This window comes from Nocardia sp. NPDC088792 (assembly GCF_044750615.1).
Classification (GTDB): domain Bacteria; phylum Actinomycetota; class Actinomycetes; order Mycobacteriales; family Mycobacteriaceae; genus Nocardia.
Genome location: NZ_JBIVKC010000003.1, coordinates 145,490 through 164,038, shown reverse-complemented (window position 1 = coordinate 164,038; position 18,549 = coordinate 145,490). Strand labels below are relative to the sequence as shown.

Below are 18,549 nucleotides of genomic sequence, written 5' to 3'. Positions count from 1 at the left end.
GAGCTGCTGCTCGAATCAGTCTCCGCCACACCGGTTTCGGGTATCGGTGCCGTCACCTGTCCGCCGGGTGCGGCGCCCGGCGTCGATACATCGAGGCCACTCAGCTGTGTAGCGATGCCGGGTGGCGTGGGCGCTCGGCGGCGCGAGCCGCCACCCATGTCGGAACTCCGGTCTCGTTGTCGAGATAGAAGTTCTCCACCCGTCCGAAAACCTTCGACAGGTATTCGGTGGTTTCAACGGCATCCAGGCGGGCATGCGCGAATCGACCGAGATCGTGCGCCGACAAGGAGACCCACCGATGGGCCGAGCCCAGACCATTACCGACACATCATCTGCGCTGCCGGAGACCTTGCTCGATGGTGTCGACTGGCCGGGGCTGGTCCTGCTGGCAGCGGGCGTGGCGGCGTTGGCATGGACGATCACCGGTTCGAGCAGCGGTCCCGGTTTCCGTCTCGTGGGCGGTGCCGTGGCCACGGCTATCACTCTGATAACAGGTTTCGTCTGGATCACCGTCGAGCACAAACGCTTCGGCGATGATCGGAAAGAACCGTCGGAATCCTGATCTCCAAGCAGTAGCCCCGCAGAGGAGGGACATGTCCAACCCGAGCAACTACACCACCGACGATGCCGGCATTCCGGTCCCCAGTGACGAGCATTCCCTGACCGTCGGCCCTGACGGCCCGATTCTGCTGCACGACGCCTATCTCATCGAGAAAATGGCGCAGTTCAACCGGGAACGCGTGCCGGAACGTCAGCCACACGCCAAAGGCGGCGGTGCGTTCGGCGTCTTCGAGGTCACGCACGACGTCAGCGCCTTCACCCGGGCCGATTTCCTGCAACCGGGCAAGAGGACGGAGATGCTGGCCCGGTTCTCCACGGTGGCCGGTGAGCGCGGCAGCCCCGATACCTGGCGTGACCCGCGCGGATTCGCCCTCAAGTTCTATACCGAGCAGGGCAATTTCGACATGGTCGGCAACAACACTCCGGTGTTCTTCGTCCGTGACCCGATGAAATTCCAGGACTTCATCCGCTCGCAGAAGCGCCGCGCGGACAACAACCTGCGCGACCACGATATGCAGTGGGATTTCTGGACCCTGTCACCGGAATCCGCGCATCAGGTGACCTGGTTGATGGGCGATCGCGGTATTCCGCGCACATGGCGGCACATGAATGGATACTCCAGCCACACCTATCTGTGGTACAACGCTGCCGAGGAACGCTTCTGGGTGAAATACCATTTCAAGACCGACCAGGGAGTCGAGTTCTTCACCCAGGACGAGGGCGATCAGATGGCCGCCATGGACACCGACTATCACACACGAGATCTGTTCGAGCACATCGCCGCCGGTGAATTCCCCAGCTGGACGCTGCACATGCAGATCATGCCTTTCGACGATGCGAAGACCTATCGGTTCAATCCCTTCGACCTGACGAAGGTGTGGCCACACAGCGACTATCCGCTCCGCGAGGTCGGTCGCATGACGCTGAACCGCAATCCCACCGATTATCACACCGAAATCGAGCAGGCGGCATTCGAACCCAGCAATGCCGTGCCCGGTACCGGTCCGAGCCCGGACAAGATGCTACTCGGCCGCTGGTTCTCCTACCCGGATGCGCACCGGTACCGTATCGGCGCGAACTACAAACTGCTGCCGGTCAATTCGCCGCACGCCGCGCCGGCGCACTCGTATTCCAAAGACGGTCAGATGCGCTACACCAATGTCTCCGATCCGGTGTACGTACCCAATTCCAAGGGCGGCCCGCACGCGGATCCCGAGGCGTCGGGGCCCGTGATCGGCTGGCACACCGACGGTGAAATGGTGCGCACCGCATACGCTCTGCGCGCCGAGGACGATGATTGGGGCCAGGCTCGCACCATGGTCCGCGACGTCCTCGACGACGCCGCCCGCGAGCGGCTGGTGGACAACATCGTCGGGCACCTGCTCAACGGCGTCAGCGCTCCGGTGCTGACCCGCGCCTTCGAATACTGGCGCAATGTCGACAAGAGCCTCGGCGACCGCATCGAGGCGGGCGTGCAGGCCAAACATGATGAGCGTGATCCGAAGGCGGCGAAACAGGCGAATCCGGCTCGGTCCGGCGCACAGGAAAAGGCGTAGAACGCGCTGCGGTACAACGGTTTCCCTCCCCCGCACCAGGGCATCCCGAGATAGCAAACACTCAGCGCATATCCAAGGGATTCCCGGCGAATGCCGTACCCGTAGGGAGGAAAACCGATGACCGCACTTCACACCCACTACACCACCCTGCTGATCACCCTCGGCCTGGCAACTCTCGGCTGGACCGCCGGATGTGCCGACAGCACCGGCGCCACCGAGCCCGGGGATCCACCACCGATCCAGAGCCCGGACGGGCCGACCGTCACCTCGGCATCGGCGCAGCGGTTGTGCGACATGCTCGGGCCGGACGTCGACGCCTGGCGCGCGGAGGGGCCCACCTTCGCCAAGATCGCCCTGAACAACGCCGTACAGGACTGGGCCCTGCACAACAACGGGATCAATATCGCGGTCACACTGAACCGTTCGGTCGTCGACCGGGTGACCATCGCGACCTGCCCTGCCGTGCGCGACGCTCTGCTCACGGCACTGCAAACCTCGGACCTGGCTTCGGGACTGGTCGGGTTCCAGCGATGAACGCGAGTAACGAAACATCATCGACAGCGCGGTGATTCGACTGTTGCGCTCGGGCGGGCACTGTTGGCCGGGCGATCGCACCGGTGCCGTGACGACGTGAGGCGGTGCGTTGCTTCGAGCATCGGCACCCGCTCGAGTAAGCTGACCGGACAGCGGGTACCCGGCCCGCGCGATGCCACATATCCGGAGGTAGCGGAAGTTGAGCGGCGAGGTGCGAGAGCTGACCGTCACGACGAGCACAGTCGGGTCGGCGATCATTCTGTCCGCCTCGGGCGAGGTCGATATCGTCTCGGCCCCGAAGTTGTCGGCGACGGTATCCGAGGCGCTGGCCACCGGGTCATCAGTGCTCGTCCTCGAGCTCTCCGAGGTGAGTTTCTTCGGTTCAGCGGGATTGAGCGTGCTGGTCGAGGCGCTGCGTACCGCGGCCACTGATCAGCAGGTGAAGGTGGTCGGCTCGATGCCGGTACAGCGCCCCATCGAGCTGACCGGGCTCGACAAAATGCTCGACGTCCACGACACGCTGGAGGACGCGCTGCGAGATCGATCCAGCGATAGCGCGTAGGTCTGCCGAACAGCGCGATCGCTCGAAACCACCTCGGCCACAGATGCTTCCGCGCGCGAAGCCACCTTCCGCACCCCGCGACACCTGCTCGCCGTCCACAAGACCGCCGAGGAGGAGATCTTCCCACCGCGACAGGCAAGTTCCCTGCTCGCTGTCAGTCCCTCGGGCCTTTCTCGGAATCGCCTGCGGGACGGACTGTCTCGTGTGGCGCGATGCGAGCCCGGTCGGCGCTCGCGCGGCGAGCGCCCAGGTAGGCGGCCGCGAGCATGAGAGTAGCGCCGGTGATCTGCCAGGGCGAGGGTTTCTCGCCGAGTACCACGGCACCCAGCAGCAACGCCCCGACCGGGGTGAGGAGCAGCAAGGCCGCGCCGGCATCCGCGGACAGGTGCAGGCCGACCGAGAACCGGGCCGGTATGAAGCCGTCGGCCATGAAGCGTTGCTCGAGTTCTTGTGCGAGCAGCCCGCATACCGCAGGACCCAGCAGCGCCTGATCGGACCACGGGCTACGGGCGAGCGGCAACGGCTGGAATGCCTCGCCGACTGGCTCGAAGAAGGCGGGAATCGGGAATGCTGCTCATCTGTCTCCTCGCGGGAAAGCCTGTCCGGGACAGTGTGATCCGCGGGCGCCACCGCGAGCGGAATCGGCGGATCGGAAGGGTGCCCTCGACACGCCCTGCACCTCCTGATCATCAGCACTATCCCGATGGCACGCTCGATTGCTCGCGCCCGCCGGCGCGGTGATCGCCGGGACCAAGCCGGGAATTTCGGCTGGCCGACGCCGAGATGGCGGTAGAAGTAGTGCACAGCGGGCCGTTGTACTCGAAATGTCATCCCCATATGTGGTTCCGGCCTCATAGTGCGGGTCGCCGGTACGGCGCAGCAGATCGTCGCCGGAGGCGGTGCATCTCAGTCCCGTAGTACCTTCTCGTGCAACGTGTTCAGCGTCTGTGACAAAATTCGTGAGACCTGCATCTGTGATACGCCCAGGGTTTCGGCGATCCGCGCCTGGGTCTGGGTGTCGAAGAACCGCATGGCCAGTACTCGGCGGTCGCGTTCGGGCAGCGCTGCGATCAACGGCTGCACCGCCATCCCGTTCTCGACGGTGCAGTACTGCGATTCTTCGGCACCGAGCGAGGAACTGCGGTAGGCGTTGCGCGCGATCGAGGCATGGGTGACGAGGAGCCGGTCGCCGCGTGGGCGACTGACCCAGGCCGCCACCGCGCGGCAACACGAATCGAACGGCCACCGCCTCTACGCCTTGGCTGCCGGAATCGCCTACGCCATAGCCTTTTTCAGCACTCTCATGTTCGTGGTGCACGGCCGGACACCGGCCTCCGGGGACGCCACAGCACGCGATCTGACCGCTCGGATAATGAGCTGGGACGGCGGGTGGGTGGTTGTCGCGCTGATCGGTGTGATGTCGCGCGCGGCGCGGTGGTCGTCGGTATCGGAATCGCCGAGGCCAAGTGGCGGCGGACCCTCGGCGGCATCCCGGTCTGAATCGCGCGGTAGACGAGTCGACCGGGAGTCCGGCCGGATGGCGGCTACCAGCGATACCAGCGGCTGCGGGTTCCCGCGGAGTCCGCACTGCGGAAGGCGAATCCGAGTAGCCAGATCACCAGTACCGCGATGGCCACCCACCACAAGACTTTCACCAGGAAGCCCAATCCCGCGAACACGAGAGCCAGCAACAAGACGAGCAGCAATACAGCCATGACAATCTACCTCCTGGCGCCCGCATACCCGTGTGCGCGAATTCCTAACCGGCGCAACCGCCCAAGCTCGTCATCGGCTAGGTTCGGGTGCTCGATTCTGCGGTGATGGCGGCGATGAAGTCGGGGAGATCCCGGGGTCGCGCGAGGTGATCGGCGTCCGGTCTTTGTGCTCGGCGCCGACCAGCAGCCATGGTTCGTGGCAGGTGATCGCAGGGGATGCAGGTCGATCGATTCGCAAGTTCTGGGTATCGCCGACGTAGTTCGAGAAAGGAGTACACGTGCGCTCACACCTTCTGACCTACGCCTGCATGATCATGCTGGCCGTTCCGGCCTGCGACTACACCCACGGCGATACTCGATTGCCACCCCGGCCCTCCACCGGAGCCGGTCAGCCGGATACCTCAGAAAGCGTTGCCCCACCGTGGAACTCGCTGGCGAACACCACTCCGGCCGTGATCGCACCGAAGACACTGCGCAACTTGTTCTGCACGAGTCTCATGCCACAGCTGACCCGGGTCCGTCATGGCGCCGGCAAGTCGGCCGTCGATCGCACCGTCGACGCCACTATCGCCGGCTACCCGTCCACCGGGGACTGGCGGAAGTTGACCGACGAACAGCGCCGAGCGGCGGTCGACGGGACTCACGACGCCGCGACGGGCACCTGCCCGGTCGGCTGAATCACCGACTGTGATCGCCTCGCCGGCGGGATCGGGCTGTCAGCGGATCAGCTTCGACGGCTCTGTCTTCAATGACCTTGCCGCAGCTCCGAACTCGGCCCCGGTCCTTTGCGGCACCGCCGCCATTCGGTGCCGATCACCGCGGTACCGGCGAGCAGCAGTAGTACGCACGCGATCGCGGCGATCACTGCCCAGCCGCTGAACCCGTAGCCGGCGGCGACCAGTGCGAGCGCGGCGATCCGGCGACTCGGATGCTGCCCGGTTTGAGTAGGCTGATGCGAACCATGATCGTTTGGGTCCCGACCAGGTCAGGGAGGTGCCGATGCCGGGTGCTGCTCGCGGGGTGAGCAAGGCGTTCGATCGCGTCATCGCGGGAGCCGATGACGCGATGTGGATCGCCACCACCGTTGCCGAAGGGCGCCGGGCGGGGTGCCTGGTCGGATTCGGCACCCAAGCCAGTATCGAGCCGCGACGGTTCCTGGCCTGCCTGTCGACCGCGAATCACACCTACACCGTGGCCTGCTCCGCGCAGCATCTCGCGGTCCATCTGCTCTCCTCGGAATCCTTGGCGCTGGCGCAGCTCTTCGGTGCCGAAACCGGTTCGGAAATAGACAAATTCGAGCATTGCGAATGGCGCGAGGGACCGCACTCGTTACCGATCCTGGCCGGCGCCGCGGGCTGGTTCACCGGTGAGATCCTGCGGCGCGACGACTTCGGCGACCATGTCGGCTTCCTGCTCGCGCCGACCTCGGCCCAACCGCCCGATCCCGGGCATGCGCCCTTGCGCTTCCACGAGGTCGGCGCACTCACCCCGGGTCACCGGCCCTGACCGCCCGACCGTCGTCAGCTCAATGGCCGCGGGCCCGGAACGTCTCCTGAGCCTTCGTCTTCGCGCCCTGTGCCACGAGCTGCCGGGCTCACCGCGCGGAATCATGAGTCGGCTATGCCCGCCGATAACTCGGATATGCCCTCCCTTCTCGGCCTGGAAGTGCTTATACCGGAACGCGTTTCACCTGCATCAGCGGAAGAAGGCCGCCACAATCAGGATATTTCACCCGAGGAGATCCCGATGTCAGCGAGCCCAGCACCGCAGATGCTCCCCGACGCCCCCGCTGATTCCCCGGCAATCGGGTGGATGGCACCGTGGTGTGGTTCGATGCCGCCAAAGGATTCGGTTTCATCTCCTTCGACGAACAGCCACAACGCCAGGTATTTGTCGAGTTCTCCGGGATCGACCCATCCGGCTATCGCACTCTCACCGAACGACAGCAGGTGACCTTCACCGTTCAGCATGACGAGCGCGGCGCACGTGCTGCCACCGTGCGTCCCCGCCAGTCACCGTCCCATCATTCCGGATTCCATACCTGACCAGCGGTTTAGCGCGGCTGCCCGGGTGGTATCGCGGCATTGCGTCACGTGATACCGCCCGTTGCCGTACCGATCTTCCCCACTGGCTGCCTTCACCTCTCCCACACCGAGGAGCCTCGATATGCACTCTGCCGAAACATGTCTGGCCGCTTCGACACTCTCCGTTCCGCCCGTTCCCCCCGTGCAGCCACCCGACCCCCTCCAGCCCCCGGCCCCGCCCGAACCGGATCCCGCGCGCCCTGCCCCGGCACCGCCGCTCCCGCCGGTCCCCGAACCGGGCGGACCCGTACCGCCCCCGCCACCGGACGATCCACCGTCTCCGCTGCCGGACCCGAGGTGGTAGGCGCGCGGGCCGGCCAGTCCTGCAAATTCGCAGCGCCGTCATCCAACTCGGCGTCACGGTTTCATAACGGGCGGTGAAGGTGGGCACGTCGTGGGAATGACTGTTCACCGCGCCGCGGAACTGGCCGAGATCCCACCGGCCCGCCTCGGCGCCGACCTGGCCAGAACCTTGGCGGTACGCGGAATATCCACGGCCGCAGGCGCTTCCATTGGGAATCTCCTGTATCGCGGTCATGACCCTCGACTACGGTGTGGAGAGTCCGGCGAACCGATTCTGGAACGGCAGGGTCAGCAGGAAGCCGGTCAGCAACTGCACACCGGTCTGCACTACCCGCAATTCCTGCATGAGGCTGGCCCAATTACGATCCAGCTTTTCGGTTTCGGTCTCGTGCCTGCCGTTCGAAGCCGGTGTATCGGCGCCGCCCTCGCTGGGCATCGTGACCCCCCTCTCCTGCCGCTGATCTTCGCCGTCTACCCGGAACCCTCCGTTTCAATCGAGGCGCGTTTGGACCGGCAGCACCCGGGTAGGGCGGCATTGCGGGCTGCTTGCAGGTCACCCCAGCAGCGCGGTGGACGGCGTTCCGGCAAAGCCGGCCCGAAAGGCCTGACCCGCGATCAGCTCTACAACGAGGACCGACAGCGCAACATCCACGGCCGCTCCCGGATCTCCAAATCCGAACTCGCCGAAGCACTCGGCAAGAAGTGAGGAAATCCCGACTCCAGCCGCCGCACGGGTTTGACAGCCGAGGGGCCGGGCATTGCATGAGCGTCAAAACCCTTCCAGCGAAGGAATTCTCATGATCGTCCTCGGACTCATATTGCTCGTCGTGGGGTATCTGATCGGTATTCCGATTCTGACGACCATCGGCGTCATCCTCCTCGTCGTCGGCGCAGTACTCGCGCTGCTCGGCGCGGTGGGACGGCCCATCGGCGGGCGCGGCCATTACTACTGACCCGCACTGCCGACCGGCCGACCTCGCCCCTGAGCCGGCGGGGCGTAGCCGGCCGGGATCGTTCGAGGAATGAGATCGCCTCTGCGGGAACAGTTCACGTGGCAGGTTCCGGCGGCCGAAGTCGCCGGATCCTGCCACTGCATTTTCCGGATCCGTTTTCACCTGATGCGGTCGTAGCCGGTTTCGGATCCGCTACGGCGGGCACGTCCCATATGTAAACGGGACACATTTCGGATCAGAAGGAAAACCGGTGTCGGTACCACTACAGAACGCCGATCCCATGGCGCTCGAATGCATTACGTTGGCTCTTGGATGGGATCCCGCACCGGAACCGGAGGTGGATGTCGAGGCGATGCTGCCGGTGGCCGCGCGAATCGACCTCAATATCGCTGCCCTCCTGTTCGGCGGCGATCGACTGCTCGATGTGGTGTACCACGAGCATCTGTCCTCACAGGACGGATCCATCCGCCATACCAGCGACAATCTCACCGGTGAGGGTCGCGGTGACAGCGAAACGATCGTCGCGGCACTGGGCCGAATATCGCCCGCGGTGACCTCCGTCATCACCATCGTAACGTCCTATACCGCAATGCCTTTCGAGGGTATCGAGAATGCGTACTGCCGCATCGACGATGCCGAATCCCTCATCCAGATCGCCCGCTTCGCCTTGACCGGTGGCCCGCACACGGCATTGGTGGTGGGGAAACTGGCCCGCACTCCGGCAGGCTGGGAATTCATCGGCATCGGGGCCGGGATCCCGGCGACTCATGTCGCAGAGGCTGTGCCGTATTTGGCGCCTTATCTCCCCTAGCGCATTACGGGAGCAAAGTTTGCCGAACGCCTCCTGCACAATGTCGCGGGAGGCGTTCGGAAATGTCGAAGGGGTTGCCGGACATCTTTGTCCCGCAACCCCTTCAACGATTCGGCGCGAAAAGGATCGAGCTAGCGATCCTGCTGCTCCTGCTGATAGCCCCGCTGAATCTGCTCGTCGACGGCGGCCTTCGCACGCTCCTTCTCCGCGGCCGCTTCCTTCAGCGCCGCCTCGCGCTGGGCGTCCGCCTTGTCCTGCTGAGCCCGCCCTTCGCCCTGAAGATCGTCGCTTCCGAAGACGACCCCGGCGACCTCCTTGGCCTTCCCCTTGATGCCCTCGACGACGCCTTCCAGTCCTTCACGCGGACCACTGTTGTGCTCGGACACGATGCCCTACCTCCGAATTCGCTGTGTCACTGGGACATCAGCGGTATGCCCGGAAGGATCTTGTTCAATCGAACTGTGAGCCTTCCGACAATGCCCGGATCGATCGATCCCTCGGCGTGTACGCAGCCGAAAAACGGGCAGAACGAGTTCGCAGGACTGTCTGGATCTTCGGCGAGCGGGCCGGGAGCGCCCGATGCGGGTACTCCCGGCCCTGACACGAAATGGCAAGGTACTCAGTCGCGGAAGGCGTCCTTGACCTTCTCGCCGGCGTCCTTGAGGTTCGCCTTGGCCTGATCGAGCTTGCCTTCGTTTTCCTTGCTCCGGTCGCCGGTCGCCTGGCCGGCCTTTTCCTTGGCCTGCCCGGCAATGTCGTCGAACTTGTTCTTCGCCTTGTCGGTGGCGCTCATGCGGGTTTCCTTTCCACAGATGGCGCGCCGTCTTTCTCCACCGCGCCGTTCCCGCCATAGCCGGCTCCGCGGGTTCCAAACCCGTGCCGTCAGCGCGGTATGCGCTCGTGCGCGGTCAGCAGGATGTGATCGAACGCGGCAACGGTCGCGGGCAGCGGCGGCGGCACCTCCATCAGATCGACGAGCAATTGAGTGGCCAGTGCGCGCAGTTTGGTGTTCGTTTCCTGGGACCGCCAGATCAGCACCTTGAATGCTTGTTCGGCGTTGATGCGGTACATGCGCATGAGCACGCCTTTGGCTTGTTCTATCACCGCCCTGGCTTCGACCATCTCCGGCAGCCGCTGGGTGACCAGATCCTGCTCGGCCTCGGCGAGGGTGCTCGACAGATCGACATAGAAGCCCGCCGTGCCGACCGGCTCGCCGTCGTCACCGAGGATGCGGTCGGCGACGACCATGACCGTATGTTCCGCACCGGTGGTGTCGACGAAACGGTGCCGGCTCGAGAACGGTTCGCCCTCGTTGATGGACCGCGCGATGGTGGCGGCGACATGTTCGCGATCGTCCGGATGTTTGTGCGCCAGTAGCAGATCGGTGGTCGGCTCGAGCTCGCCCGGGGTGTAGCCGTGCATGCGGTACAGCTCCGGCGACCACTCCCAGCGTTGCGTGGCGAACCAGAATCGGAAACTACCCGTCATAGGCCCCAGCCGCGGTGAGGAAGGTTTCGCAACAGACAACAGCCCGGTCGCAAGGTGTGGGCTTCGTTCGCGGGTCATCAACGTTCCTCCTGCCGAAGTCTCGTGGGTGCGCCCACGGCTGGTGGGCACGACAATTTTACGACACTAATACAGAAGATCTGCCGAAGATACAATAGATTTCTTCAAGAGCCGACGCTGGATGAGTGCAAGACTGTACAAGAGAGTTTCTGCGACGAGAGGGGAAGCGTTGAACGAACCGGGACCCTCCCCGGCTGATGGACATCTGCCCGAGTCCGGCCGCGGCGTCTACGGCATCTCTGTCGCTGCCGAGCTGGCCGGCGTCACCGTGCAGACACTGCGCCTCTACGAGCAGCACGGACTGCTGACACCCTCGCGCAGCCCGGGCGGCACCCGCCGCTACAGCGGCGACGATCTCGCCCGGCTACGGCGAATCACGGACCTGGCCGGACAGGGCATCAATCTTGCGGCGATCGCCCGCATCATCGATCTCGAAGACGCCAATGCCGACCTGCACGCCCGCAACCGGCACCTGACGAGCGACAACCAGCGCCTACGCCGCGAATCGTGAAACCGGCAGCGCCGGAGCCCATCTGCTTATCCCCCGGGGTCGAGCCTCGGCTCGCCGGCAGCTCGCTCGATGAGCCCGTCCAGCGCGGGTGCAGCCTTCAGAGACCCAGTTGGCTCAGCAGCGGGCCGATGATCGGCAGGGAGTCGGCGCTGCCGGTCCCGGTGCCGCCGCCCGTGGTCGGACTGCAGCTCTGGCCCGCGGGCGCGTGGTCGACCACATTGACCGTCTGCGGGCCGATGGTGCCCCCGCCGCCGGGCTGGATGCCACGCCACCACAGCGTGTGGGCACCACTGTAGGTGGGAGTCCACGAGGCCGTAGCGTCCTGGCCGTGGGAGATGGGCTGCTCGCTGCCGATCATGGTGGCGCTGCTCAGGTTCGGGCCGTCCAGAAAGTAGTAGGACGAGATGCCCGTCTCGATCCTCATGGCCGGCACAGTGAGCGTGTACGTCTGGTTGACGCACTGCACCGTGCCCGAAACCTGGATCCAGTCGTCGGCGGCGGCCGTCGCGGCCATCGACACCGTGGTCGCGGCCAGCACCGCGATGCCGGCGGCGCACGAGCCCAGACGAGTAAGGCTTTGACGCTTCAAATCGTGCTCCTTCTTTTGACTACCTGCGGGAGTTGCTGTAGCAGAGGCGATTTCATCACACTCCGCTCGAGGATTATGCCGCATAGAACTCTAGGAGTGACCCGTCCCGAACAACAGCTGCGAATTCTGGGGGCCCACAATCACGTAACGTGCACGATCGACCGCGCGATTCAACCGCACACCCAAATGGCTATCGCCCCCAGGTGTTTCTCGAGAACGTGGCTCCGAATCCCGCGCCGGCAGCGACCGGTCAACCGCTACGACTGTAAAGCGGGTGCGTAGGAAAGTCCGATGATCAGGCCCTCGGGTGATTGCAGGCGAGCCACCGTCTGTCCCCATGGCTCCACTCGGGCACCGTGCAGGAGGGTGAACCCCTTCCGTGCCAGTTCATCCGCGGCGTCCTGAACGCCCTCGGCATCCCCGACCTCGAACTCGATGCTCGCCTGTGGGATCGGCCTGTCCGCCGGCCATTCGACGGTGCCGAAACATGCCTGCGCAGCCCGCTCCAGGGGCCAGATGCCGAAGCTCTTGCTGCCCTCGATGTCCTCGCTGTGGCGGTAGCCATCCGGTTCACCATTGAGCGGCAATCCGAGCGCATCGACATACAAGCCCTTGCTGGCCGACGCATCCGGACTGATTACCGCGACACTGCCGATGAACGCGATATCCATGACGATCCCTCCGATACCTGTTCGCGCTCGACCGTTAACCGGCTCCGCTGGTGCCGCGGCCCAGGAGGTGGCCGAGAGTGGATTCGATGTCCTGGCTACGGAAGTGGTGCCTGGCGGCGGTCAGGCGATCAGGTAGGACGCGTTGACTGGCCGCGGTGAGCTGCTCCACTCCCTCGCGGCCGAGCAACAAGGCGGGGCCGAACCGAGGAATCGGCAGGATCGCCGGGCGGTGCAGTACTCGTGCCAGGGCGTGGGTATAGTCGAGGTTTCGAACTGGTTGTGGTGCAACGGCATTGACGGGTCCGGACAACCCGGAGTCCCATAATGCGCGGTGGTAGATGTCGATCAGGTCGTCGATACCTATCCAGGACAGCCATTGGCGGCCGTCGCCGAGGGGCCCGCCCAGCCCGGCCGTGAACAATGGGCGCAGCAGGCGCAGTGTGCCGCCGCGCGGTGATTGCACGATGCCGGTGCGCACCATAACCACCCGGGTGCCCGCGTTTTCGGCGGCAAGTGCGGCAGCTTCCCAGTCCGCGACCACGTCGGCGAGGAATCCTGTGCCGCGTGCGGCAGTTTCATCGAGTAGTTCATCGCCGCGGTCCGCGCCGTAGTATCCGATCGCGGCGGCACTGACGAAGGTGCTGACGCCGGTTGACCCGGCCAGCTCGGCGAGCCTGCGGGTCGGCTCTATGCGGCTGTCTGCGATGGCCTGTTTGTGCGCGGCAGTGAATCGACCGGCGATGGAGGCACCCGCCAGATGGATCACGGCGTCGACGCCCTCCAACAGATCCGCCGACGGCGACTCCGGATCCCACTGCCGCTCATAGGCATTGGCCGGCGCGCGGCGGACCAGGCTGATGACGCGGTGACCGCCGGTGGTCAGGAACGCCGACAGCGCCGACCCCACGAGGCCGGAGGCGCCGGTGATGGCGATCGTGGATTTCTCGAATCCCTGTGCGGCAGCTCTGCGATGGGCCGCCAGGTCGCCGGAGATCTGGCGGTAGCGATAGTCGAACATGGGCCGGAGCAGGGCGTCGGGAATCGGGGTGTCGACCCGGTCCACGAGGCGGGTGTGGCCATCGTCGACGACCTCGAATTCGTGGATGTGCTGCCACGGCAATACGCGCCCCAATGGCATCGAGCGATATCCGTCGATGGCGATCCGATCGACGAATCGCCGTGGCGGGTCGAAGTCCGCGGCACTGTGCTGCGCCACCCACCGCAAGCCACCCGGCAACCGCAGCACGGCTCGGCCGTCGGCGAGGGATTCTGCCTCGGACTCGATGGCGGCCGGCTGCCACGGGGGTGCCAGTCGTGTGAACGCGCCCGGCCTGCCGAACCAGTCGAACACTTCGGCTCGGGGAGCCGCGACGATGGTCGAGCATTCGATGCCCACCAACCCCACGGTAGTCGCTACACAGTCCCTCGAAGCGAATGTGCATCGGTGTGCGCTTGCCAGATTGTCGCCCAGGCCGATGAAAGGCCGTTTGGTTCGGTACGGACGGGGAATCGACTGTGCACAAGTGCTGATGCCGGTTGTACTGACTGCGAAGGGCGGGCGGACAGGTGGAGACTGCGGTGTTGCTGTCGACCGGTTCACTTCTGATGATCGTCGGCGGATTTCGTGTGGCGCACGAACCGCGACGGTTGTCGACAGGGCTCATCCTGCTCGTGGCCGTCGCATTGCTCGGGAGCGGTGCCGGTGTATTCCTCGCAGGGCCCGATATGGGTGTGCCGTCACGTTCCGAGTGGATTGCCGCCACCGCATTCGGTACCTGTGTCGTGGGCATGGCGTTGGTGGCCAACGGGTTCGCTGTCATCCGGCACGAAGGCCGGTCGCCGACGACGTGTACTCCCCTGGTGGTCGGCGCGGGACTGATGTTGCTGGCAACCGGACTCACCGTCGTCGCCGTAAACCCTCGGGTGCCCGCGTGGACTACCCAGCTGATCGCCGTGTGCTGTGTGGTCGGCGGCTACCTGGTGGTGCACCTGATCGCATTCGCCGGGTACGCGCTGCTCTACAGCAATCTCCCTGATCGCTGCGAAGCCGACGCGATCGTGATCCTCGGCTGCGGTCTCAATCGCAGAGCGGTCACTCCCCTGCTCGGTGCGCGCCTCGACCGAGGTATCCGCGCCTACCAGGTTGCAGAAGCAGCAGGAGCTCTTCCCGTGATCGTCACCTGTGGCGGTCAGGGTGACGACGAGGCGACGTCCGAAGCCGACGCCATGGCCCGCTACCTGGCCGCCCGCGGTCTTCCGATGAATGTCGTCGTCCGAGAACGGCATTCACACAATACGGCCGAGAATCTCGAAAACTGCATACGCGAACTCGCACTTCGCGGCATACCGGCCGAGAGAGTCCGAATCACAGTCGTCACCAGCAACTTCCACGTACTGCGCACGGCCGCGCTCACCCGCCGGCTGGGAATCGACGCCCAGGTCGTCGGCGCCCGCACCGCCGGATACTTCATGCCCGCGGCATTTCTGCGCGAGTTCTTCGCCGTACTGGCCACTCATTACCGGCGTGCTCACCTGGCCGCGGTAACGATCACAGTGGCTGCTCTGACCGCCGTCATCGCCAACGCCGCACTGCCGCCGCGATAAGGCCGGGTCCGGGGCGAGCGCTCGAGCCCTGCGGCTGAGAAGATCCACAGACCACCGCTGGTGGCCCCGGCGTCGTCGCCGTCACCGGCGACGACGACACCGGCGCGTGATTCCGATCGATCCCCGCGTGACCGGACGCCAAGGTTAACGGGCCGGTCGCGGGGCGGCGCCGCGGCCTCGGACCCATCCTGTAGCAAGCTCACCGGCGGCTCACCGTGAATTACCAGGCACCGAGCGCGTAATCGACCTCATCACAGGTCGCGAAACCTCGCGGACCAGGTAATTCGAAAAGGACCCCGCCATGACCACCCCCGACCCGGAGGCCACGGCCTCCATTCCCGAAGAACCCCACACCGTCCCGGTAGCGCCGGAGGCCGCCACCCAGACGGTTCGCCCAGCAAACAATATCGGCTGGGCGGTGACCTCCCTGCTGTTCTTCTGGCCACTCTCGTTCTCGGCATTCACCCACTCCCTCAACGTCTTCCCGCTGTGGAGCGAGGGTGACACCGAGGGTGCCCGGTACGCCTCCCACCGCGCCCGCTACCTCGGCATCCTGTCCCTGATCATCGGCGGAATCCTGTTCGCGCTCTTCGTGATCGCCTACATCCTGATGATGTTCCTGCTCGTGCATCACGGCCATCATGGCCACCACGGCGGCTGGAACAACGGAGGCCAGCACGGCGGCCACGGCGGCGGCAATCGCGGATTCGGCCAAGGCCATCACCCGATGATGAACAACGGCGGCAGCCCCAGCACCACCGTCCCCACCCCGACCACCACCCCCACTCCCACTCCGACGCACTGACGACATCCGGGTCTCTGCCTGCGGGGCGGCAGAGACCCGGCGTCGCCGGCGCTGCGCCTCGCATACGATTCAGCCTTCCCAGCCGCGGAGGGCACCACCGTCCGATATCCGCCGGTGCCGGACTTCGATGGCGGGGAGACTGTGTTGCGTGAGTGACGTTTTCGACGGGATCGTCGACCGGTTCGTACTGGCGAGTGCCGAATTCGAGCGACGGCTGCGGATGGCTCGGCCCGACCAATGGGATTGGCCGACGCCTTGCACCGAATGGAATGTGCGACAGCTGGTCAACCATATGGTTCGGGGAAACCTCAACTATCTGTTGCTACTCGAGGGCGGCAGCCGTGATGAATTCCTGCGCCTGCGGGACGTCGATGCGATGGGCGATGATCCGCTGCTCGCCTACACCGAGTCCGTGCGGGACTGCCGTGCCGCGTTCACCGCGCCCGGAGTCCTGCATCGGGTTCTCGACTACCCCACCGGTTCTTCGCCGCTCCCGGCAAGGTGAATACCGCTGCTGGGACACGACAGGACCGACTGCTACGCCTGATGGGCAGAAACCCCGACCATCGTTGAGCGCCAACGTTATTCGAGGCTGGGTGCCGGGGCAGGCATCAGTGCGTTCCACAGTGGGCTGGCCTCGGAGTGGTGGCGGGCGCTGAGTTCCTCGAAGTACCAATCCTGTCCGAGCAGTTGCTTGACTCGCGGAATGGCTACCCCGTCGGGCCCGCTGTAGTAGTGCACCTTTTTGCGGTCGCCGTCGGTGACCATGCGGAACATGACGTCGGCGGTGCCGGCCGGGTCGGAACGTACCGTGTTCAGCGAATTGAATTTCTCCCACGACGCCAGGTAGTCCTGCGGCACGCCCCCGGCGACGTCGATCTTGGTGAAGATCTTGGTCTGGTGGTTGCCCGGGTGCTGCGCTACTTCGAGACGCGGGAAGAGATCTTCCTTCGATTGGCCAGGGCGGCGTGGGCCGAATGGGCGCACGCGGCGGTCGGTGCGCTCGACGCGATACCGGCCGCACAGCGTCGAGCGCCCGAACGCGCGGTGGCGGAACGCCTGGCGGCCACCCTCGTCCAGCGGCCACTGTTCTGCGACCTGCTCGCGCATGTGCCCCTGAACCTGGAACGCGGCGTCTCCGCACCCGTGGTCAAAGACTTCAAACTCACGGCCATCGACGCCGCGGTCAGCGTGGCGGCCGCCGTCGAAACCCGCACCGGCATAGAGGGTTCCGAGGCGATGAACGTCATCGCCACCGCCACGGCGATGGCCGGCGCGCTCTGGCAAATGGCCGCGCCCGGCACCGCTTTACGCACCCTCTACGAAACCGACCCCGATCTCGCCCACGCCCTCGTCGACGTCGAGCCCCGCCTCACCGACATCCTCACCGCACTCCTCACCGGCTACACCCACCGGGGCCGGTAGCGCACGACTCTACGGCGCATCGGGCAGTCGACCCGGTTTGCGGCCGAACACCATCGAGGTCGGCCCGATCAGGTGCCGCTTCTTGATGTGGACGAATCCGGCGTCGCGAAGCCAGCCTTCGCACTGTGTGGTCGTGGCTTCGAAGCCCTCCCGCATTTCCAGCATGATGTTCAGGCTGGAGAGATAGCTGATGAGATTGTTCCTGCGGCTCGGGTCGGTCATGGCGTCGTAGACGAGCAGCGCGCCACCGGGCGGCAAGGCCGCGTAGGACTTGCCGATCATTTCCCGCCGCTTGGTTTCGCTGTAGCCGTGCAGCAGGTGGCCGAAACAGATCACGTCCACACTCGGCAGCGGACCGTCGTTCATATCGCCGGCGACGAAGTGGATCCGGTCGCCGAGCGCGAACGATGCGACGTACTCCTCGAAAATCGGTCCCACCGCGGGCAAGTCGTAGCTGAACCCGCTGACGTGGGAGTGGGTGAGCCCGACTCGCACCGGCAGCGCCCCTTGCGCCGCGCCGATGTCCGCGAACGTCCGGAAGCGTTGCCACGGAAAGCGTTTGGCGATGAGCATGGCCTCGCCGGTCGAGATTCCGGTCATCCCGGCCAGGAATTTCCGCAGCGCCGCCGGATCACCGTAGAGCGAGGAGAAGAATTCGCTTTCTCCGTGCTCCTCTACCGCTCCCGGTTTGCCGGTCCGCAGCAGATCCCCCAGCCCCGACCACAGATCGTAGAGCCGCGTGCTCGACAGCTCCATCAACCCGCCGATGTAACTGGGTTTGGCGCGGTCGAGGAACAGCGCGGCCTGACGCGAGTTCACGTAGAGCCCGGCACGGTTTCGCCGCAGCAATCCCATATCGACCAGAGCGCCGAGGAACGGGCCGGCAGCACGCGGATGCCACCCGAGGCGGTCCATCAGATCCTGCTGCGACCGCGGACTCACCGCCAGCTCGGTGAAGACACCGGCCTCGACCGCCGTGAGCACGACCCGCGAGGACCAGAACGCCATCCCCGTCTCCAGGACCTGCTGGGGATCGGCGAAGCGCCGCAGTATCGGACCACCGATCCGGCTCTGAAAAGCCTTCATCAGCAACAACTCACGGCGAATCCCCCGAACACGGTCGGCACCGAGTTCCGCGACCGGCTTGCCCGGCTCCGGAGGAATCGCTCGGCCCGGCGGGAGTGTGCTGCCTTCGACCGGACTCTTGGGATGTGCCATGTGCAATTCCTCCAGTGTGATGACCGATGCGCGAACCGCCAGCCGGGTGCGATCCCGAGCCGAGCGCGAGGCTCGGGTCAA

General features: G+C 65.3%; 26 protein-coding genes and 1 pseudogene. 15 read left to right on the top strand and 12 right to left on the bottom strand.

The window, feature by feature from the left end; all coding sequences use genetic code 11:
- Nucleotides 1-121 precede the first annotated feature (121 nt).
- The 4 genes from ACIP5Y_RS18725 to ACIP5Y_RS18710 all read left to right on the top strand — a co-directional run bounded on the left by ACIP5Y_RS18725 (nucleotide 122) and on the right by ACIP5Y_RS18710 (nucleotide 3,213).
- On the top strand, nucleotides 122-562 hold the full coding sequence (locus ACIP5Y_RS18725) for a hypothetical protein (RefSeq protein WP_400351504.1): 441 nt from the start codon (nucleotides 122-124) through the stop codon (nucleotides 560-562).
- A gap of 31 nt (nucleotides 563-593) precedes the next feature.
- On the top strand, nucleotides 594-2,117 hold the full coding sequence (locus tag ACIP5Y_RS18720; RefSeq protein WP_400351503.1) for a catalase: 1,524 nt from the start codon (nucleotides 594-596) through the stop codon (nucleotides 2,115-2,117).
- A 117-nt stretch (nucleotides 2,118-2,234) separates the two neighbouring features.
- Nucleotides 2,235-2,651, top strand: a complete 417-nt coding sequence (locus ACIP5Y_RS18715; protein WP_400351502.1) for a hypothetical protein — start codon at nucleotides 2,235-2,237, stop codon at nucleotides 2,649-2,651.
- A gap of 199 nt (nucleotides 2,652-2,850) precedes the next feature.
- Complete coding sequence (locus ACIP5Y_RS18710; RefSeq protein ID WP_400351501.1) at nucleotides 2,851-3,213, top strand: STAS domain-containing protein; 363 nt, start codon at nucleotides 2,851-2,853, stop codon at nucleotides 3,211-3,213.
- 154 nt (nucleotides 3,214-3,367) lie between these two features.
- On the opposite strand, the gene ACIP5Y_RS18705 is transcribed toward ACIP5Y_RS18710, so the two are convergent.
- From ACIP5Y_RS18705 to ACIP5Y_RS18695, 3 genes are all read right to left on the bottom strand, one after another.
- Nucleotides 3,368-3,733 carry an EamA family transporter gene (locus tag ACIP5Y_RS18705; RefSeq protein WP_400351500.1) on the bottom strand — a complete coding sequence of 122 codons (366 nt, stop codon included), beginning with the start codon at nucleotides 3,731-3,733 and terminating at the stop codon, nucleotides 3,368-3,370.
- Between the two features lie 386 nt (nucleotides 3,734-4,119).
- Nucleotides 4,120-4,431, bottom strand: a complete 312-nt coding sequence (locus ACIP5Y_RS18700) for a sigma-70 family RNA polymerase sigma factor (RefSeq protein WP_400351499.1) — start codon at nucleotides 4,429-4,431, stop codon at nucleotides 4,120-4,122.
- A gap of 326 nt (nucleotides 4,432-4,757) precedes the next feature.
- Entirely contained in the window at nucleotides 4,758-4,928 is a 171-nt protein-coding gene (locus ACIP5Y_RS18695) for a hypothetical protein (protein ID WP_400351498.1), read from the bottom strand.
- A gap of 278 nt (nucleotides 4,929-5,206) precedes the next feature.
- Between ACIP5Y_RS18695 and ACIP5Y_RS18690 the strand changes: the two genes are divergently transcribed.
- From ACIP5Y_RS18690 to ACIP5Y_RS18680, 3 genes are all read left to right on the top strand, one after another.
- Complete coding sequence (locus ACIP5Y_RS18690) at nucleotides 5,207-5,605, top strand: hypothetical protein (protein ID WP_400351497.1); 399 nt, start codon at nucleotides 5,207-5,209, stop codon at nucleotides 5,603-5,605.
- A 322-nt stretch (nucleotides 5,606-5,927) separates the two neighbouring features.
- Nucleotides 5,928-6,434, top strand: a complete 507-nt coding sequence (locus ACIP5Y_RS18685; RefSeq protein WP_400351496.1) for a flavin reductase family protein — start codon at nucleotides 5,928-5,930, stop codon at nucleotides 6,432-6,434.
- Nucleotides 6,435-6,748: 314 nt separating this feature from the next.
- Nucleotides 6,749-6,973 carry a cold-shock protein gene (locus tag ACIP5Y_RS18680; RefSeq protein WP_400351495.1) on the top strand — a complete coding sequence of 75 codons (225 nt, stop codon included), beginning with the start codon at nucleotides 6,749-6,751 and terminating at the stop codon, nucleotides 6,971-6,973.
- Nucleotides 6,974-7,568: 595 nt separating this feature from the next.
- On the opposite strand, the pseudogene ACIP5Y_RS18675 reads toward ACIP5Y_RS18680, so the two are convergent.
- Nucleotides 7,569-7,751: pseudogene (locus ACIP5Y_RS18675) on the bottom strand (DUF6328 family protein); the annotation flags it as partial.
- 69 nt (nucleotides 7,752-7,820) lie between these two features.
- Here ACIP5Y_RS18675 and ACIP5Y_RS18670 point away from each other — a divergent pair.
- The 3 genes from ACIP5Y_RS18670 (at nucleotide 7,821) to ACIP5Y_RS18660 (ending at nucleotide 9,079) form a co-directional block, all read left to right on the top strand.
- On the top strand, nucleotides 7,821-8,021 hold the full coding sequence (locus tag ACIP5Y_RS18670; RefSeq protein ID WP_400351494.1) for a hypothetical protein: 201 nt from the start codon (nucleotides 7,821-7,823) through the stop codon (nucleotides 8,019-8,021).
- Nucleotides 8,022-8,112: 91 nt separating this feature from the next.
- Complete coding sequence (locus ACIP5Y_RS18665) at nucleotides 8,113-8,268, top strand: DUF6131 family protein (RefSeq protein WP_400351493.1); 156 nt, start codon at nucleotides 8,113-8,115, stop codon at nucleotides 8,266-8,268.
- A 250-nt stretch (nucleotides 8,269-8,518) separates the two neighbouring features.
- Nucleotides 8,519-9,079 (top strand): TerD family protein, encoded by a 561-nt coding sequence (locus tag ACIP5Y_RS18660; RefSeq protein WP_400351492.1) that lies wholly within the window; start codon nucleotides 8,519-8,521, stop codon nucleotides 9,077-9,079.
- A gap of 131 nt (nucleotides 9,080-9,210) precedes the next feature.
- Here the strand turns inward: ACIP5Y_RS18660 and ACIP5Y_RS18655 are convergent, their stop codons facing one another.
- The 3 genes from ACIP5Y_RS18655 to ACIP5Y_RS18645 all read right to left on the bottom strand — a co-directional run bounded on the left by ACIP5Y_RS18655 (nucleotide 9,211) and on the right by ACIP5Y_RS18645 (nucleotide 10,567).
- Entirely contained in the window at nucleotides 9,211-9,465 is a 255-nt protein-coding gene (locus ACIP5Y_RS18655; protein ID WP_400351491.1) for a CsbD family protein, read from the bottom strand.
- Nucleotides 9,466-9,698: 233 nt separating this feature from the next.
- Complete coding sequence (locus tag ACIP5Y_RS18650; protein ID WP_400351490.1) at nucleotides 9,699-9,872, bottom strand: CsbD family protein; 174 nt, start codon at nucleotides 9,870-9,872, stop codon at nucleotides 9,699-9,701.
- An 89-nt stretch (nucleotides 9,873-9,961) separates the two neighbouring features.
- Nucleotides 9,962-10,567 (bottom strand): PAS and ANTAR domain-containing protein, encoded by a 606-nt coding sequence (locus ACIP5Y_RS18645; RefSeq protein ID WP_400351489.1) that lies wholly within the window; start codon nucleotides 10,565-10,567, stop codon nucleotides 9,962-9,964.
- 247 nt (nucleotides 10,568-10,814) lie between these two features.
- On the opposite strand from ACIP5Y_RS18645, the gene ACIP5Y_RS18640 reads away from it, so the two are divergent.
- Entirely contained in the window at nucleotides 10,815-11,156 is a 342-nt protein-coding gene (locus tag ACIP5Y_RS18640; RefSeq protein WP_400351488.1) for a MerR family transcriptional regulator, read from the top strand.
- A gap of 97 nt (nucleotides 11,157-11,253) precedes the next feature.
- Here the strand turns inward: ACIP5Y_RS18640 and ACIP5Y_RS18635 are convergent, their stop codons facing one another.
- The 3 genes from ACIP5Y_RS18635 to ACIP5Y_RS18625 all read right to left on the bottom strand — a co-directional run bounded on the left by ACIP5Y_RS18635 (nucleotide 11,254) and on the right by ACIP5Y_RS18625 (nucleotide 13,812).
- Nucleotides 11,254-11,745 carry a hypothetical protein gene (locus ACIP5Y_RS18635; protein ID WP_400351487.1) on the bottom strand — a complete coding sequence of 164 codons (492 nt, stop codon included), beginning with the start codon at nucleotides 11,743-11,745 and terminating at the stop codon, nucleotides 11,254-11,256.
- 257 nt (nucleotides 11,746-12,002) lie between these two features.
- Nucleotides 12,003-12,416 carry a VOC family protein gene (locus ACIP5Y_RS18630; RefSeq protein ID WP_400351486.1) on the bottom strand — a complete coding sequence of 138 codons (414 nt, stop codon included), beginning with the start codon at nucleotides 12,414-12,416 and terminating at the stop codon, nucleotides 12,003-12,005.
- 34 nt (nucleotides 12,417-12,450) lie between these two features.
- Entirely contained in the window at nucleotides 12,451-13,812 is a 1,362-nt protein-coding gene (locus ACIP5Y_RS18625; protein WP_400351485.1) for a TIGR01777 family oxidoreductase, read from the bottom strand.
- Nucleotides 13,813-13,994: 182 nt separating this feature from the next.
- Between ACIP5Y_RS18625 and ACIP5Y_RS18620 the strand changes: the two genes are divergently transcribed.
- The 3 genes from ACIP5Y_RS18620 (at nucleotide 13,995) to ACIP5Y_RS18610 (ending at nucleotide 16,330) form a co-directional block, all read left to right on the top strand.
- Nucleotides 13,995-15,020 carry a YdcF family protein gene (locus ACIP5Y_RS18620; protein WP_400351484.1) on the top strand — a complete coding sequence of 342 codons (1,026 nt, stop codon included), beginning with the start codon at nucleotides 13,995-13,997 and terminating at the stop codon, nucleotides 15,018-15,020.
- A gap of 301 nt (nucleotides 15,021-15,321) precedes the next feature.
- On the top strand, nucleotides 15,322-15,825 hold the full coding sequence (locus ACIP5Y_RS18615) for a CD225/dispanin family protein (protein ID WP_400351483.1): 504 nt from the start codon (nucleotides 15,322-15,324) through the stop codon (nucleotides 15,823-15,825).
- A 148-nt stretch (nucleotides 15,826-15,973) separates the two neighbouring features.
- A complete protein-coding gene (locus ACIP5Y_RS18610; protein WP_400351482.1) occupies nucleotides 15,974-16,330 on the top strand; it encodes a maleylpyruvate isomerase N-terminal domain-containing protein in 357 nt (118 codons plus the stop codon).
- Nucleotides 16,331-16,407: 77 nt separating this feature from the next.
- Here ACIP5Y_RS18610 and ACIP5Y_RS18605 read toward each other — a convergent pair whose 3' ends face one another.
- Complete coding sequence (locus ACIP5Y_RS18605; RefSeq protein ID WP_400351481.1) at nucleotides 16,408-16,686, bottom strand: hypothetical protein; 279 nt, start codon at nucleotides 16,684-16,686, stop codon at nucleotides 16,408-16,410.
- A 39-nt stretch (nucleotides 16,687-16,725) separates the two neighbouring features.
- On the opposite strand from ACIP5Y_RS18605, the gene ACIP5Y_RS18600 reads away from it, so the two are divergent.
- Nucleotides 16,726-17,250 (top strand): hypothetical protein, encoded by a 525-nt coding sequence (locus ACIP5Y_RS18600; RefSeq protein WP_400351480.1) that lies wholly within the window; start codon nucleotides 16,726-16,728, stop codon nucleotides 17,248-17,250.
- Between the two features lie 9 nt (nucleotides 17,251-17,259).
- On the opposite strand, the gene ACIP5Y_RS18595 is transcribed toward ACIP5Y_RS18600, so the two are convergent.
- Nucleotides 17,260-18,468 carry a methyltransferase gene (locus ACIP5Y_RS18595; RefSeq protein WP_400351479.1) on the bottom strand — a complete coding sequence of 403 codons (1,209 nt, stop codon included), beginning with the start codon at nucleotides 18,466-18,468 and terminating at the stop codon, nucleotides 17,260-17,262.
- Nucleotides 18,469-18,549: the final 81 nt, after the last annotated feature.

Coding starts and splice junctions, on each gene's coding strand:
- ACIP5Y_RS18720 (WP_400351503.1), top strand. CDS start 594: ATGTCCAACCCGAGCAACTACACCACCGACGATGCCGGCATTCCGGTC.
- ACIP5Y_RS18715 (WP_400351502.1), top strand. CDS start 2,235: ATGACCGCACTTCACACCCACTACACCACCCTGCTGATCACCCTCGGC.
- ACIP5Y_RS18695 (WP_400351498.1), bottom strand. CDS start 4,928: ATGGCTGTATTGCTGCTCGTCTTGTTGCTGGCTCTCGTGTTCGCGGGA.
- ACIP5Y_RS18685 (WP_400351496.1), top strand. CDS start 5,928: ATGCCGGGTGCTGCTCGCGGGGTGAGCAAGGCGTTCGATCGCGTCATC.
- ACIP5Y_RS18665 (WP_400351493.1), top strand. CDS start 8,113: ATGATCGTCCTCGGACTCATATTGCTCGTCGTGGGGTATCTGATCGGT.
- ACIP5Y_RS18650 (WP_400351490.1), bottom strand. CDS start 9,872: ATGAGCGCCACCGACAAGGCGAAGAACAAGTTCGACGACATTGCCGGG.
- ACIP5Y_RS18645 (WP_400351489.1), bottom strand. CDS start 10,567: ATGACGGGTAGTTTCCGATTCTGGTTCGCCACGCAACGCTGGGAGTGG.
- ACIP5Y_RS18630 (WP_400351486.1), bottom strand. CDS start 12,416: ATGGATATCGCGTTCATCGGCAGTGTCGCGGTAATCAGTCCGGATGCG.
- ACIP5Y_RS18615 (WP_400351483.1), top strand. CDS start 15,322: ATGACCACCCCCGACCCGGAGGCCACGGCCTCCATTCCCGAAGAACCC.
- ACIP5Y_RS18595 (WP_400351479.1), bottom strand. CDS start 18,468: ATGGCACATCCCAAGAGTCCGGTCGAAGGCAGCACACTCCCGCCGGGC.